Origin of the sequence: Shigella sonnei, assembly GCF_002950395.1 — a bacterium.
Taxonomy (GTDB): Bacteria; Pseudomonadota; Gammaproteobacteria; order Enterobacterales; family Enterobacteriaceae; genus ECMA0423.
Map to the genome: position 1 here is coordinate 3,226,540 of NZ_CP026802.1, position 15,294 is coordinate 3,241,833.

The window sequence follows — 15,294 nt, forward strand, 5'->3', positions numbered from 1 at the left end:
TTTCCACCCATTCACAGTGACTATATTGATCCACAATTGCGTGTATCATAGATGTTTTGCCCATCAGGGGCGACCAGGAGTCAGTACGATTGAGTAAAAATAAACTCTCCAAAGGCCAGCAGCGCCGCGTGAACGCCAATCACCAGCGTCGTCTTAAAACGTCTAAGGAGAAGCCCGACTACGACGACAATCTGTTTGGCGAGCCTGATGAAGGTATCGTCATCAGCCGCTTTGGTATGCACGCTGATGTGGAATCCGCCGATGGCGACGTTCACCGCTGCAATATTCGCCGTACCATCCGTTCGCTGGTAACCGGCGACCGCGTAGTCTGGCGTCCGGGTAAACCGGCGGCGGAAGGCGTAAATGTCAAAGGGATCGTGGAAGCGGTGCATGAGCGTACCTCGGTGTTGACGCGTCCGGATTTCTACGACGGCGTAAAACCTATTGCCGCCAACATCGACCAGATTGTCATTGTCTCCGCCATTTTGCCGGAGCTGTCGCTCAATATTATCGACCGTTACCTGGTGGCCTGCGAAACCTTGCAGATTGAGCCGATTATTGTGCTCAACAAGATAGACCTGCTGGACGACGAAGGCATGGCGTTCGTCAACGAGCAGATGGATATCTACCGCAATATCGGTTATCGCGTATTGATGGTTTCCAGCCATACTCAGGATGGGCTAAAACCGCTGGAAGAGGCGTTGACCGGGCGCATCAGCATTTTTGCCGGGCAGTCTGGCGTCGGCAAATCCAGCCTGCTGAACGCGTTGCTGGGGCTGCAAAAAGAGATCCTGACCAACGATGTCTCTGACAACTCGGGGCTTGGTCAGCACACCACGACCGCCGCTCGGCTGTATCACTTCCCGCACGGCGGTGATGTGATTGATTCCCCTGGTGTGCGTGAGTTCGGCCTCTGGCACCTGGAGCCGGAACAAATCACTCAGGGCTTTGTCGAATTCCATGACTATTTAGGTCTGTGTAAATATCGCGATTGCAAACACGATACCGATCCGGGCTGCGCTATCCGGGAAGCGGTTGAGGAAGGGAAAATCGCGGAAACCCGTTTCGAAAACTATCACCGTATTCTGGAAAGCATGGCGCAGGTAAAAACGCGTAAAAACTTTTCTGATACGGATGACTGACAATTAAGCTAACCGTCGTTAGAATCGTCCCCTTTTTTTCAGGATCCGGCATGTAGGCCGAATCAGGAACGACAAAACAATGGCCTGGAGGCTACCTTGTTAAATTCATTTAAACTTTCGCTACAGTACATTCTGCCGAAACTATGGCTTACTCGCCTGGCGGGTTGGGGCGCAAGCAAGCGGGCAGGATGGTTGACAAAACTGGTTATCGATCTGTTCGTTAAATACTACAAGGTCGACATGAAAGAGGCGCAAAAGCCGGACACCGCCAGCTACCGCACCTTTAACGAATTCTTTGTCCGTCCGCTGCGTGACGAAGTACGCCCAATCGATACCGATCCGAATGTACTGGTCATGCCTGCCGATGGCGTTATCAGCCAGTTGGGTAAAATCGAAGAAGATAAAATCCTGCAAGCCAAAGGCCACAACTACAGCCTCGAAGCCCTGCTGGCAGGCAACTATCTGATGGCGGACCTGTTCCGCAACGGTACGTTTGTGACCACTTACCTCTCCCCGCGTGACTACCACCGCGTACACATGCCGTGCAACGGTATTCTGCGTGAGATGATCTACGTGCCGGGCGATCTCTTCTCCGTTAACCATCTCACGGCTCAGAACGTGCCGAATCTGTTTGCCCGTAACGAACGCGTGATTTGCCTTTTCGATACCGAATTTGGCCCAATGGCGCAGATTCTGGTCGGAGCGACGATTGTTGGCAGCATTGAGACGGTCTGGGCGGGCACCATTACGCCGCCGCGCGAAGGTATCATCAAGCGCTGGACCTGGCCTGCCGGGGAAAACGACGGTTCTGTGGCACTGCTGAAAGGCCAGGAAATGGGTCGCTTTAAACTCGGTTCCACCGTTATCAACCTGTTTGCACCGGGTAAAGTGAATCTGGTTGAGCAACTGGAAAGCCTGTCTGTCACGAAAATTTGCCAGCCGCTGGCAGTATCTACCGAAACCTTTGTTACGCCAGACGCTGAACCTGCCCCGCTTCCTGCTGAAGAGATCGAAGCAGAACACGACGCCAGCCCATTGGTTGACGACAAAAAAGACCAGGTCTAATCCATCAAAGGAAACGCTGACGTGCGCCTGATTATCACTTTTCTGATGGCCTGGTGCCTCAGTTGGGGGGCGTACGCCGCGACGGCCCCCGATAGCAAACAAATCACTCAGGAACTGGAGCAGGCAAAAGCGGCGAAACCCGCACAGCCGGAAGTCGTAGAGGCGCTTCAGTCTGCCTTAAATGCGCTTGAGGAACGAAAAGGTTCCCTTGAGCGCATCAAACAATATCAGCAAGTTATCGATAATTATCCGAAACTCTCCGCTACTCTGCGCGCACAATTAAACAACATGCGTGACAAGCCGCGCAGCGTGTCGCCGGGAATGTCTACCGACGCGCTGAATCAGGAAATTCTCCAGGTCAGCAGCCAGTTGCTGGATAAAAGCCGTCAGGCCCAGCAAGAGCAGGAGCGCGCCCGCGAGATTGCCGATTCGCTGAATCAACTGCCGCAACAGCAAACCGACGCCCGCCGTCAGTTAAATGAGATCGAGCGCCGCCTGGGAACGCTTACCGGCAATACTCCGCTCAATCAGGCACAAAATTTCGCGTTGCAGTCTGACTCTGCACGTCTTAAGGCGCTCGTTGATGAACTGGAGCTGGCGCAGCTGTCTGCCAATAACCGCCAAGAATTAGCGCGCTTACGCTCAGAGCTTGCGGAAAAAGAGAGCCAGCAACTGGATGCGTATTTGCAGGCCTTACGTAATCAGTTGAATAGCCAACGTCAGCTTGAGGCGGAGCGGGCGCTGGAAAGTACCGAATTACTGGCAGAAAACAGTGCCGATTTGCCGAAAGATATCGTCGCGCAATTCAAAATTAACCGCGAACTATCGGCAGCGCTGAATCAACAGGCGCAGCGGATGGATCTCGTTGCCTCGCAACAGCGTCAGGCTGCCAGCCAGACGTTACAGGTCCGGCAGGCGTTGAATACGCTGCGTGAACAGTCGCAATGGCTGGGATCGTCCAATCTGCTCGGTGAAGCGTTGCGAGCGCAGGTGGCACGGCTACCAGAAATGCCAAAACCACAACAGCTTGATACCGAAATGGCGCAGTTGCGTGTGCAACGGTTACGTTATGAGGATCTGCTTAATAAACAGCCGCTGCTACGGCAAATCCATCAGGCCGACGGTCAGCCGCTGACCGCCGAGCAAAACCGTATTCTGGAAGCACAACTGCGCACTCAGCGTGAGTTGCTGAACTCATTGTTGCAGGGTGGCGACACGCTACTATTGGAACTGACCAAGCTGAAAGTCTCCAACGGGCAACTGGAGGATGCGCTGAAAGAGGTGAACGAAGCAACGCACCGCTATCTGTTCTGGACCTCTGACGTGCGCCCGATGACCATCGCCTGGCCGCTGGAAATCGCCCAGGATCTGCGTCGTCTCATTTCGCTGGACACCTTCAGTCAGTTGGGCAAAGCCAGTGTGATGATGCTGACCAGCAAAGAGACAATTTTGCCGCTGTTTGGCGCGTTGATTCTGGTCGGTTGCAGTATTTACTCGCGCCGCTATTTCACCCGTTTTCTTGAACGTTCGGCGGCGAAAGTTGGCAAAGTGACTCAGGATCACTTCTGGCTGACGTTGCGCACTCTTTTCTGGTCGATTCTCGTCGCGTCACCGTTACCGGTGCTGTGGATGACGCTGGGTTACGGCTTGCGCGAGGCGTGGCCTTATCCGCTGGCGGTCGCGATTGGCGATGGTGTAACGGCCACCGTGCCGCTGCTGTGGGTAGTGATGATTTGCGCCACCTTTGCCCGCCCGAACGGCTTGTTTATCGCTCATTTTGGCTGGCCGCGCGAACGCGTATCTCGTGGGATGCGCTACTACCTGATGAGCATCGGGCTTATTGTGCCGCTGATTATGGCGCTGATGATGTTCGATAACCTCGACGACCGTGAATTCTCCGGTTCGCTGGGAAGGCTTTGCTTTATCCTCATTTGCGGTGCGCTGGCGGTGGTCACCCTCAGCCTGAAAAAGGCCGGGATTCCGCTGTATCTCAACAAAGAAGGCAGCGGCGACAACATTACCAACCATATGCTGTGGAACATGATGATTGGCGCGCCGTTGGTTGCCATTCTGGCGTCGGCTGTGGGTTATCTGGCAACGGCACAGGCGCTGTTAGCGAGGCTTGAAACCTCGGTTGCCATCTGGTTCCTGCTACTGGTGGTTTATCACGTTATCCGCCGCTGGATGCTGATCCAGCGCCGCAGGCTGGCGTTTGACCGGGCGAAGCATCGCCGGGCAGAGATGTTAGCGCAACGTGCGCGTGGCGAAGAGGAAGCGCATCATCACAGTAGCCCGGAAGGAGCAATTGAAGTCGATGAAAGCGAAGTCGATCTCGATGCCATCAGTGCGCAATCCTTGCGGCTGGTGCGCTCAATTTTGATGTTGATCGCCCTGCTTTCTGTCATTGTGCTGTGGTCAGAAATCCATTCCGCTTTCGGCTTCCTCGAAAATATTTCGCTGTGGGATGTCACCTCCACGGTACAGGGCGTAGAAAGTCTGGAGCCAATTACCCTCGGTGCGGTGCTGATTGCCATTCTGGTGTTTATCATCACCACGCAGCTGGTGCGCAACCTGCCCGCGCTGCTGGAACTGGCGATTTTGCAGCACCTGGATTTAACGCCGGGTACGGGCTACGCCATCACCACCATCACCAAATATCTGCTGATGCTGATTGGCGGGCTGGTCGGCTTCTCGATGATTGGTATTGAGTGGTCGAAATTGCAGTGGCTGGTCGCCGCGCTCGGTGTTGGTCTCGGTTTTGGTTTGCAGGAAATTTTCGCCAACTTTATCTCTGGTCTGATTATCCTGTTCGAAAAACCGATTCGCATTGGCGATACGGTGACAATTCGCGATCTCACCGGTAGCGTGACGAAAATTAACACCCGCGCCACCACCATCAGCGACTGGGACCGTAAAGAGATAATCGTGCCGAACAAGGCGTTTATTACCGAGCAGTTTATCAACTGGTCGCTCTCTGACTCGGTCACGCGCGTAGTGTTGACGATTCCGGCCCCTGCTGATGCCAACAGTGAAGAAGTGACGGAAATCCTGCTCACCGCAGCGCGTCGCTGCTCGCTGGTGATCGACAACCCGGCACCGGAAGTCTTCCTGGTGGATCTGCAACAAGGGATTCAGATTTTCGAGCTGCGTATTTATGCCGCTGAGATGGGTCACCGTATGCCGCTACGCCATGAGATCCACCAGCTGATTCTGGCTGGCTTCCATGCCCACGGTATCGATATGCCATTCCCGCCCTTCCAGATGCGTCTGGAAAGCCTCAACGGTAAACAAACGGGGAGAACGCTGACGTCTGCGGGCAAAGGTCGTCAGGCGGGAAGTTTGTAATGCATGAAGCTGCCAAATGATGTCAACGTGGCTCATTTAGCAGCTTAACATCATCTTCAGTTATCACCGGCCCTGGAGAGTATCATCCATACGCATTACTTCCTGACAACTCATCGCCGGAGAGACGATGAGTTGCAGGATTTCATATGATCAGTCGAGAGCTAACTCAGGTTTATTCGCCATGCGACTGCAATAGTTCTGGTAAATCGCCATCGCTAACAGCGAGAAGAAGACAGGGCCGCCAATCATCCACAATGTGCTGTCCCAGTCTCCGGCTTCAACCACAGGCTGAATAATGGTGAAGACGTTCGCAAATGTCACCACCAGTACGACAACCACCATCGCAATCATTGCCGACATACGCGTTTTGAAAATCACAAATGGTCTGTCGAGATCCTGACGTGCTTTAAAGAATGGGAAAGCCAGCGCGAGGAACAGGTAAGGAAGCGTCATAGACACGTTCGCCATCAGCGTCAGCTTGTTAAAGAACGCGGATGCGGTACCGCCACCAAACGAAACCAGCAGGATGAAGACAGTAACCAACCCGCACTGCATCCACATGGCGATAGACGGCATCCCCATCGCATTCAGGCGCGTCATCGGTTCCGGCCACAACGCTTTCGGCGTCCCCTGGATGATGGCTTTCAGCGGTGAATAGCAAAGCGTAAAGAACGCACCGGTATAAGCGAGGAACATCGAAAGTCCGGTAATACGCGCAAACCATACGCCCAGCGACAATGACGCTTCAGGTGACAAATGCAGTGCGTTACCCAGCGTCACCCCGAGGCTCTTCATCAGCACATAGGTAATATTGCCAAGGTTAACGGAACCATTACTTAATACCTGCTGCCAGTTTGTGCTGACGCCCCATAAAAATATTGCCAGCGAATAACCGATTGAAATAACAATAGCGGCAAAAACAATACCTTTGGCAAAGTTCTTTTCTGGATTTTCCGTTTTATCGACCAGACCACCAACCGCTTCAATTCCGCCATAGGCAAAAATAGCAAATACCACAAACGATAGCATTGCCAGACCGGACTGATAACCCGGGTTCGGTGATGCAAGGAAATTAATATCCTGCGCGAAATGCCCACCATTTAATAACAAAATAGTAATGCTTACTAACAGCAATACTAAATTCAGACACATTACTGCAATACCGCCCACCGCAGTAATGCGGGCAATTTTATTAATCCCCTTTGAAGCAACGACGGTGACCAGAATCATCCATGCTACTGCCAGCAGACCAACCACCTGCGTAGGCTCCAGTCCGGCAATACGCCAGTGCTGGGTCATGTCGCTACCATAGAGGAATGTTGAGAACGGTACCCAAACTTTCGCGGAGGTACTCACCATCCAGATGATATAAGAGGAAAACCACATAAACGTACCAATGAAGGCAAAACGTGGTCCGACACTATTATTCATCCAGGAATAGATACCACCTTCTTCTTTGCGATAAGCAGCTCCCATTTCAGCCATCATTAAGGCGGGTAATGACTCCAACTTATTGATAGTGTTTTATGTTCAGATAATGCCCGATGACTTTGTCATGCAGCTCCACCGATTTTGAGAACGACAGCGACTTCCGTCCCAGCCGTGCCAGGTGCTGCCTCAGATTCAGGTTATGCCGCTCAATTCGCTGCGTATATCGCTTGCTGATTACGTGCAGCTTTCCCTTCAGGCGGGATTCATACAGCGGCCAGCCATCCGTCATCCATATCACCACGTCAAAGGGTGACAGCAGGCTCATAAGACGCCCCAGCGTCGCCATAGTGCGTTCACCGAATACGTGCGCAACAACCGTCTTCCGGAGACTGTCATACGCGTAAAACAGCCAGCGCTGGCGCGATTTAGCCCCGACATAGCCCCACTGTTCGTCCATTTCCGCGCAGACGATGACGTCACTGCCCGGCTGTATGCGCGAGGTTACCGACTGCGGCCTGAGTTTTTTAAGTGACGTAAAATCGTGTTGAGGCCAACGCCCATAATGCGTGCAGTTGCCCGGCATCCAACGCCATTCATGGCCATATCAATGATTTTCTGGTGCGTACCGGGTTGAGAAGCGGTGTAAGTGAACTGCAGTTGCCATGTTTTACGGCAGTGAGAGCAGAGATAGCGCTGATGTCCGGCAGTGCTTTTGCCGTTACGCACCACCCCGTCAGTAGCTGAACAGGAGGGACAGCTGATAGAAACAGAAGCCACTGGAGCACCTCAAAAACACCATCATACACTAAATCAGTAAGTTGGCAGCATCACCATTAAGGCGAATGGAATAAAGAATAACAATGCAGAAAATATATAAAAGGGAATCGCACTATAACCCATTAAGTAATAAGCCGATGGGCTATTGGCAAATCCAAATACGGAAGTAAAGATCATCAATATGAGTCCTATCAGACTCATCTTTTTTATCGTGTGAGGCATGAAACCATCCTTCATTTCAGCGCGTGTATAACACGTGCCCACTGAACTGCACTGCGCAACATTGAGCAGGCAGCGTAAAAACCAATACAGAATTGATACCCGGATGATATCAAATATCCAGTCTTAAATTGTGGCCTTTAACGGAAAAATGAAAACATATGCTACAGAATGGCGCTTATCACGCCATTCTTCGCTGTTAATTCAGTAATTTTTCAGAATTATGCCCGGTCAACGCTAAAGGCGATGACTTCAGCCAGTGTCTCCGCGCCCAGCGCCAACATCACCAGACGATCAACACCTAATGCCACGCCGGAACAGTCAGGCATACCGACTTTCAAGGCTTCAATCAGATTCTGGTCAATGGGGTGCTGCGGCAAACCGCGCGCCGCGCGCTTACGGTTATCTTGTTCAAAGCGTTGTTGCTGCTCACGGGCATCCGTTAATTCATGGAAACCATTCGCCAGCTCAATACCTTTATAATAAACCTCAAAGCGTTCAGCGACCCGATGATCTTCGGTACTGATTTGCGCCAGTGATGCCTGGCTGGCTGGAAAGTGGTACACAAAGGTCGGTTTTTCTTTGCCAATATTTGGCTCTACGCCAAAGGTAAACAGCAATTGTAGCAACGTGTCGCGGTCTTCTTCGGTATCAGCAACGTTACTCAAATCCAGTTTCGCTGCGACTTCCCGCAGTTGCGTTTTGTCGGCAGAGAGCGGGTCAATTTCCAGATAACGCAAGAAAGCTTGTTGATAAGAAAGGCTTTCTGCTGCCGGGCAGTCCAGCACCTGTTGTAAGAGATCGTCCACCTCGTTCATCAACCGGTACATATCATAGTGCGGTCGATACCACTCAAGCATAGTGAACTCAGGGTTGTGATAACGCCCCATCTCTTCATTACGGAAGCTGCGGCACAGCTGGAATACCGGCCCACAACCGGCAACCAGCAGGCGTTTCATATGGTATTCCGGGCTGGTCATTAACCAGAGATTCATCCCCTGCGAATGCCCGGGGCCAACGAAACGTGTCTCAAACGGGACCAAATGAATATCGGTTACCGTCGCCTGGCTCATACAAGGCGTCTCCACCTCCAGCACTCCACGATCGGCAAAGAAACGACGGATCTCCGCCATAATCGCCGCACGTTTTAATAAGTTAGGAATGGATGCGCTCGGCTGCCAGGATGCCGTTTCGCTCATAGTTAAATCTCCAGTTTTTGACAAGGGCACGAAGTCTACTCGCAACGCGACGGCGAGACAAATTTTACGCAGGAATCAAACAGCGGTGGGCAGTGACTAAAAAAAGCACGATCTGATGGTTTAGTAATTAAATTAATCATCTTCAGTGATAATTTAGCCCTCTTGCGCACTAAAAAAATCGATCTCGTCAAATTTCAGACTTATCCATCAGACTATACTGTTGTACCTATAAAGGAGCAGTGGAATAGCGTTCGCAGACCGTAACTTTCAGGCACTTACCCTGAAGTACGGGGCTGTGGGATAAAAACAATCTGGAGGAATGTCGTGCAAACCTTTCAAGCCGATCTTGCCATTGTAGGCGCCGGTGGCGCGGGATTACGTGCTGCAATTGCTGCCGCGCAGGCAAATCCAAATGCAAAAATCGCACTAATCTCAAAAGTATACCCGATGCGTAGCCATACCGTTGCTGCAGAAGGGGGCTCCGCCGCTGTCGCGCAGGATCATGACAGCTTCGAATATCACTTTCACGATACAGTAGCGGGTGGCGACTGGTTGTGTGAGCAGGATGTCGTGGATTATTTCGTCCACCACTGCCCAACCGAAATGACCCAACTGGAACTGTGGGGGTGCCCATGGAGCCGTCGCCCGGATGGTAGCGTCAACGTACGTCGCTTCGGCGGCATGAAAATCGAGCGCACCTGGTTCGCCGCCGATAAGACCGGCTTCCATATGCTGCACACGCTGTTCCAGACCTCTCTGCAATTCCCGCAGATCCAGCGTTTTGACGAACATTTCGTGCTGGATATTCTGGTTGATGATGGTCATGTTCGCGGCCTGGTAGCAATGAACATGATGGAAGGCACGCTGGTGCAGATCCGTGCTAACGCGGTCGTTATGGCTACTGGCGGTGCGGGTCGCGTTTATCGTTACAACACCAACGGCGGCATCGTTACCGGTGACGGTATGGGTATGGCGCTAAGCCACGGCGTTCCGCTGCGTGACATGGAATTCGTTCAGTATCACCCAACCGGTCTGCCAGGTTCCGGTATCCTGATGACCGAAGGCTGCCGTGGTGAAGGCGGTATTCTGGTCAACAAAAATGGCTACCGTTATCTGCAAGATTACGGCATGGGCCCGGAAACTCCGCTGGGCGAGCCGAAAAACAAATATATGGAACTGGGTCCACGCGACAAAGTTTCTCAGGCCTTCTGGCACGAATGGCGTAAAGGCAACACCATCTCCACGCCGCGTGGCGATGTGGTTTATCTCGACTTGCGTCACCTCGGCGAGAAAAAACTGCATGAACGTCTGCCGTTCATCTGCGAACTGGCGAAAGCGTACGTTGGCGTCGATCCGGTTAAAGAACCGATTCCGGTACGTCCGACCGCACACTACACCATGGGCGGTATCGAAACCGATCAGAACTGTGAAACCCGCATTAAAGGTCTGTTCGCCGTGGGTGAATGTTCCTCTGTTGGTCTGCACGGTGCAAACCGTCTGGGCTCCAACTCCCTGGCGGAACTGGTGGTCTTCGGCCGTCTGGCCGGTGAACAAGCGACAGAGCGTGCAGCAACTGCCGGTAATGGCAACGAAGCGGCAATTGAAGCGCAGGCAGCTGGCGTTGAACAACGTCTGAAAGATCTGGTTAACCAGGATGGCGGCGAAAACTGGGCGAAGATCCGCGACGAAATGGGCCTGGCAATGGAAGAAGGTTGCGGTATCTACCGTACGCCGGAACTGATGCAGAAAACCATCGACAAGCTGGCAGAGCTGCAGGAACGCTTCAAGCGCGTGCGCATCACCGACACCTCCAGCGTGTTCAACACCGACCTGCTCTACACCATTGAACTGGGCCACGGTCTGAACGTTGCTGAATGTATGGCGCACTCCGCAATGGCACGTAAAGAGTCCCGCGGCGCACACCAGCGTCTGGACGAAGGTTGCACCGAGCGTGACGACGTCAACTTCCTCAAACACACCCTCGCCTTCCGCGATGCTGATGGCACGACTCGCCTAGAGTACAGCGACGTGAAGATTACTACGCTGCCGCCAGCTAAACGCGTTTACGGTGGCGAAGCGGATGCAGCCGATAAGGCGGAAGCAGCCAATAAGAAGGAGAAGGCGAATGGCTGAGATGAAAAACCTGAAAATTGAGGTGGTGCGCTATAACCCGGAAGTCGATACCGCACCGCATAGCGCATTCTATGAAGTGCCTTATGACGCAACTACCTCATTACTGGATGCGCTGGGCTACATCAAAGACAACCTGGCACCGGACCTGAGTTACCGCTGGTCCTGCCGTATGGCGATTTGTGGTTCCTGCGGCATGATGGTTAACAACGTGCCAAAACTGGCATGTAAAACCTTCCTGCGTGATTACACCGACGGTATGAAGGTTGAAGCGTTAGCTAACTTCCCGATTGAACGCGATCTGGTGGTCGATATGACCCACTTCATCGAAAGTCTGGAAGCGATCAAACCGTACATCATCGGCAACTCCCGCACCGCGGATCAGGGTACTAACATCCAGACCCCGGCGCAGATGGCAAAGTATCACCAGTTCTCCGGTTGCATCAACTGTGGTCTGTGCTACGCCGCGTGCCCGCAGTTTGGCCTGAACCCAGAGTTCATCGGTCCGGCTGCCATTACGCTGGCGCATCGTTATAACGAAGATAGCCGCGACCACGGTAAGAAGGAGCGTATGGCGCAGTTGAACAGCCAGAACGGCGTATGGAGCTGTACTTTCGTGGGCTATTGCTCCGAAGTCTGCCCGAAACACGTCGATCCGGCTGCGGCCATTCAGCAGGGCAAAGTAGAAAGTTCGAAAGACTTTCTTATCGCGACCCTGAAACCACGCTAAGGAGTGCAACATGACGACTAAACGTAAACCGTATGTACGGCCAATGACGTCCACCTGGTGGAAAAAATTGCCGTTTTATCGCTTTTACATGCTGCGCGAAGGCACGGCGGTTCCGGCTGTGTGGTTCAGCATTGAACTGATTTTCGGGCTGTTTGCCCTGAAAAATGGCCCGGAAGCCTGGGCGGGATTCGTCGACTTTTTACAAAACCCGGTTATCGTGATCATTAACCTGATCACTCTGGCGGCAGCTCTGCTGCACACCAAAACCTGGTTTGAACTGGCACCGAAAGCGGCCAATATCATTGTAAAAGACGAAAAAATGGGACCAGAGCCAATTATCAAAAGTCTCTGGGCGGTAACTGTGGTTGCCACCATCGTAATCCTGTTTGTTGCCCTGTACTGGTAAGGAGCCTGAGATGATTAATCCAAATCCAAAGCGTTCTGACGAACCGGTATTCTGGGGCCTCTTCGGGGCCGGTGGTATGTGGAGCGCAATTATTGCGCCGGTGATGATCCTGCTGGTGGGTATTCTGCTGCCACTGGGGCTGTTTCCGGGTGATGCGCTGAGCTACGAGCGCGTTCTGGCGTTCGCGCAGAGCTTCATTGGTCGCGTATTCCTGTTCCTGATGATCGTTCTGCCGCTGTGGTGTGGTTTACACCGTATGCACCACGCGATGCACGATCTGAAAATTCACGTGCCTGCGGGCAAATGGGTTTTCTACGGTCTGGCTGCTATCCTGACAGTTGTCACGCTGATTGGTATCGTTACAATCTAACGTATCGCCAATGTAAATCCGGCCCGCCTATGGCGGGCCGTTTTGTATGGAAACCAGACCTTATGTTCAAAACGACGCTCTGCGCCTTATTAATTACCGCCTCTTGCTCCACATTTGCTGCCCCTCAACAAATCAACGATATTGTGCATCGCACAATTACCCCGCTTATAGAGCAACAAAAGATCCCCGGTATGGCGGTGGCGGTAATTTATCAGGGTAAACCTTATTACTTTACCTGGGGCTATGCGGACATCGCCAAAAAGCAGCCCGTCACACAGCAAACGTTGTTTGAGTTAGGTTCGGTCAGCAAAACATTTACGGGCGTGCTTGGTGGCGACGCTATTGCTCGAGGGGAAATCAAGTTAAGCGATCCCGCAACAAAATACTGGCCTGAACTTACTGCTAAACAGTGGAATGGGATCACACTATTACATCTTGCGACCTACACCGCTGGCGGCCTGCCATTGCAGGTGCCGGATGAAGTGAAATCCTCAAGCGACTTGCTGCGCTTCTATCAAAACTGGCAGCCTGCATGGGCTCCAGGAACACAACGTCTGTATGCCAACTCCAGTATCGGTTTGTTCGGCGCACTGGCTGTGAAGCCGTCTGGTTTGAGTTTTGAGCAGGCGATGCAAACTCGTGTCTTCCAGCCACTCAAACTCAACCATACGTGGATTAATGTACCTCCCCCAGAAGAAAAGAATTACGCCTGGGGATATCGCGAAGGTAAGGCAGTGCATGTTTCGCCAGGGGCGTTAGATGCTGAAGCTTATGGTGTGAAGTCGACCATTGAAGATATGGCCCGCTGGGTGCAAAGCAATTTAACCCCCCTTGATATCAATGAGAAAACGCTTCAACAAGGGATACAACTGGCACAATCTCGCTACTGGCAAACCGGCGATATGTATCAGGGCCTGGGCTGGGAAATGCTGGACTGGCCGGTCAATCCTGACAGCATCATTAACGGCAGTGACAATAAAATTGCACTGGCAGCACGCCCGGTAAAAGCGATTAAGCCCCCAACTCCTGCAGTACGCGCATCATGGGTACATAAAACGGGGGCGACCGGCGGATTTGGTAGCTATGTCGCGTTTATTCCAGAAAAAGAGCTGGGTATCGTGATGCTGGCTAACAAAAACTATCCCAATCCAGCGAGAGTCGCCGCCGCCTGTCAGATTCTCAACGCTCTACAGTAAAATTTCATCGGGTCCGAATTTTCGGACCTTTTCTGCGCTTTTCCTTGCTGTCATCTACACTTAGAAAAAAACCAGTAAGGAAACATTTATGCGCCTGCTCCCTCTCGTTGCCGCAGCGACAGCTGCATTTCTGGTCGTTGCCTGCAGTTCTCCTACGCCGCCGCGTGGCGTGACAGTAGTGAATAATTTCGACGCTAAACGCTATCTCGGTACCTGGTATGAGATTGCCCGTTTTGATCACCGTTTTGAACGTGGACTGGAAAAAGTCACCGCAACATACAGTCTGCGTGATGACGGCGGCCTGAATGTCATCAATAAAGGCTATAACCCTGACAGAGAAATGTGGCAGCAGAGTGAAGGGAAAGCGTACTTTACCGGCGCACCAACACGCGCTGCGCTGAAAGTGTCATTCTTTGGTCCTTTCTATGGCGGTTATAACGTCATTGCACTTGATCGGGAATACCGCCATGCGCTGGTTTGCGGCCCGGACCGCGACTACCTGTGGATACTCTCCCGCACGCCAACCATTTCTGACGAAGTGAAACAGGAGATGCTGGCAGTCGCGACCCGGGAAGGGTTTGATGTCAGTAAGTTTATTTGGGTACAGCAGCCCGGTAGTTAGTGAGTGCTGAGTTTCAGACCAATAATCCCCAATACGATTAACGCCAGACTCGCCAGGCGCATCGGGTTAGCGGACTCACCGAGCAGCACAATGCCGGTGATGGCCGCGCCGACTGCGCCAATACCCGTCCACACGGCATAAGCCGTCCCTACCGGTAACGATTTCATCGCCCAGGCAAGTAGCGCCATACTGACTATCATCGCCGTCACAGTAATAACACTTGGCGTCAAACGACTAAAGCCGTGGGTATATTTCAGGCCAACGGCCCATACCACTTCCAGCAGACCAGCAATAACTAAGATAATCCAGGACATATCAGGCTCCGGAGAATTGGGGCCGTCCCCGGTGAAAAGAGGCGTTTGCAGGTCGTCCTGCAAAGCTGATGGTTGAACGGATATTTTGCCAGGTGGCAGGGGAATTTCAACTATTACCTTTGTGACTATCGCAAAAAAACAAACGGCACGACATAACTGTCGTACCGTTATTGCTTATTGCTGCGCTTTCGTTGCTGCACCAGAAATCGCGTTACCGCCATCAGAAATGTCTTCACCAACGCCACGCGTGGTGTTGCAGGCAGTTAATACTGTTGAAAGCACCAGAACAGAAAAGATCGCTGCAATTGTCTTCTTCACCATAACGTCTTCCTTTTAGGTAATGTTATT

13 protein-coding genes and 2 pseudogenes are annotated in these 15,294 nt (G+C 52.4%); 9 read left to right on the top strand and 6 right to left on the bottom strand.

What is annotated here, in order from left to right; genetic code table 11:
* Positions 1-89: 89 nt before the first annotated feature.
* The 3 genes from rsgA to mscM all read left to right on the top strand — a co-directional run bounded on the left by rsgA (position 90) and on the right by mscM (position 5,552).
* Positions 90-1,142, top strand: coding sequence for a small ribosomal subunit biogenesis GTPase RsgA (gene rsgA / locus C1P89_RS16775; RefSeq protein ID WP_000041970.1), 1,053 nt, complete (start codon positions 90-92; stop codon positions 1,140-1,142).
* A 96-nt stretch (positions 1,143-1,238) separates the two neighbouring features.
* Entirely contained in the window at positions 1,239-2,207 is a 969-nt protein-coding gene (gene asd, locus C1P89_RS16780; protein ID WP_000934915.1) for an archaetidylserine decarboxylase, read from the top strand.
* A gap of 21 nt (positions 2,208-2,228) precedes the next feature.
* Positions 2,229-5,552, top strand: coding sequence for a miniconductance mechanosensitive channel MscM (gene mscM, locus C1P89_RS16785; protein WP_001236857.1), 3,324 nt, complete (start codon positions 2,229-2,231; stop codon positions 5,550-5,552).
* Positions 5,553-5,702: 150 nt separating this feature from the next.
* Here mscM and yjeM read toward each other — a convergent pair.
* From yjeM to epmA, 4 genes and pseudogenes are all read right to left on the bottom strand, one after another.
* Positions 5,703-7,046: pseudogene (yjeM, locus tag C1P89_RS16790) on the bottom strand (glutamate/gamma-aminobutyrate family transporter YjeM); the annotation flags it as partial.
* Positions 7,047-7,062: 16 nt separating this feature from the next.
* A protein-coding gene (locus tag C1P89_RS16795) for an IS1-like element IS1A family transposase (protein ID WP_094096600.1) occupies positions 7,063-7,760 on the bottom strand; the annotation gives its coding sequence in 2 pieces (ribosomal slippage) (positions 7,063-7,511 and positions 7,511-7,760; 699 coding nt in all).
* Between the two features lie 51 nt (positions 7,761-7,811).
* Positions 7,812-7,982 (bottom strand): annotated as a pseudogene (locus C1P89_RS16800) (glutamate/gamma-aminobutyrate family transporter YjeM); the annotation flags it as partial.
* 218 nt (positions 7,983-8,200) lie between these two features.
* Positions 8,201-9,178, bottom strand: a complete 978-nt coding sequence (gene epmA / locus C1P89_RS16805) for an elongation factor P--(R)-beta-lysine ligase (protein WP_000004771.1) — start codon at positions 9,176-9,178, stop codon at positions 8,201-8,203.
* Between the two features lie 324 nt (positions 9,179-9,502).
* On the opposite strand from epmA, the gene frdA reads away from it, so the two are divergent.
* The 6 genes from frdA (at position 9,503) to blc (ending at position 14,632) form a co-directional block, all read left to right on the top strand.
* A complete protein-coding gene (frdA, locus tag C1P89_RS16810) occupies positions 9,503-11,311 on the top strand; it encodes a fumarate reductase (quinol) flavoprotein subunit (protein WP_001192973.1) in 1,809 nt (602 codons plus the stop codon).
* Positions 11,304-12,038 carry a fumarate reductase iron-sulfur protein gene (frdB, locus tag C1P89_RS16815; protein WP_000829498.1) on the top strand — a complete coding sequence of 245 codons (735 nt, stop codon included), beginning with the start codon at positions 11,304-11,306 and terminating at the stop codon, positions 12,036-12,038. The genes frdA and frdB overlap by 8 nt, the downstream gene beginning before the upstream one ends.
* Positions 12,039-12,048: 10 nt before the next feature.
* Positions 12,049-12,444 carry a fumarate reductase subunit FrdC gene (frdC, locus tag C1P89_RS16820; protein WP_000208757.1) on the top strand — a complete coding sequence of 132 codons (396 nt, stop codon included), beginning with the start codon at positions 12,049-12,051 and terminating at the stop codon, positions 12,442-12,444.
* 10 nt (positions 12,445-12,454) lie between these two features.
* Positions 12,455-12,814 (top strand): fumarate reductase subunit FrdD, encoded by a 360-nt coding sequence (frdD, locus tag C1P89_RS16825; protein WP_001299198.1) that lies wholly within the window; start codon positions 12,455-12,457, stop codon positions 12,812-12,814.
* Positions 12,815-12,876: 62 nt separating this feature from the next.
* The gene (locus C1P89_RS16830; RefSeq protein WP_005111907.1) at positions 12,877-14,010 is read left to right on the top strand and encodes a BlaEC family class C beta-lactamase; all 1,134 of its coding nucleotides are present in this window, start codon (positions 12,877-12,879) and stop codon (positions 14,008-14,010) included.
* 88 nt (positions 14,011-14,098) lie between these two features.
* Entirely contained in the window at positions 14,099-14,632 is a 534-nt protein-coding gene (blc, locus tag C1P89_RS16835) for a lipocalin Blc (RefSeq protein ID WP_001238369.1), read from the top strand.
* Here the strand turns inward: blc and sugE are convergent.
* Both sugE and ecnB read right to left on the bottom strand, forming a co-directional pair.
* Positions 14,629-14,946, bottom strand: coding sequence for a quaternary ammonium compound efflux SMR transporter SugE (gene sugE, locus C1P89_RS16840; protein WP_000118482.1), 318 nt, complete (start codon positions 14,944-14,946; stop codon positions 14,629-14,631). The genes blc and sugE overlap by 4 nt on opposite strands.
* Positions 14,947-15,120: 174 nt before the next feature.
* Positions 15,121-15,267, bottom strand: a complete 147-nt coding sequence (gene ecnB / locus C1P89_RS16845; RefSeq protein WP_000239596.1) for a lipoprotein toxin entericidin B — start codon at positions 15,265-15,267, stop codon at positions 15,121-15,123.
* Positions 15,268-15,294 lie beyond the last annotated feature (27 nt).

Excerpts from the sequence above, each read along its gene's own strand:
- epmA (WP_000004771.1), bottom strand. The coding sequence starts at position 9,178 with ATGAGCGAAACGGCATCCTGGCAGCCGAGCGCATCCATTCCTAACTTA.
- frdB (WP_000829498.1), top strand. The coding sequence starts at position 11,304 with ATGGCTGAGATGAAAAACCTGAAAATTGAGGTGGTGCGCTATAACCCG.
- frdC (WP_000208757.1), top strand. The coding sequence starts at position 12,049 with ATGACGACTAAACGTAAACCGTATGTACGGCCAATGACGTCCACCTGG.
- frdD (WP_001299198.1), top strand. The coding sequence starts at position 12,455 with ATGATTAATCCAAATCCAAAGCGTTCTGACGAACCGGTATTCTGGGGC.
- C1P89_RS16830 (WP_005111907.1), top strand. The coding sequence starts at position 12,877 with ATGTTCAAAACGACGCTCTGCGCCTTATTAATTACCGCCTCTTGCTCC.
- blc (WP_001238369.1), top strand. The coding sequence starts at position 14,099 with ATGCGCCTGCTCCCTCTCGTTGCCGCAGCGACAGCTGCATTTCTGGTC.
- sugE (WP_000118482.1), bottom strand. The coding sequence starts at position 14,946 with ATGTCCTGGATTATCTTAGTTATTGCTGGTCTGCTGGAAGTGGTATGG.
- ecnB (WP_000239596.1), bottom strand. The coding sequence starts at position 15,267 with ATGGTGAAGAAGACAATTGCAGCGATCTTTTCTGTTCTGGTGCTTTCA.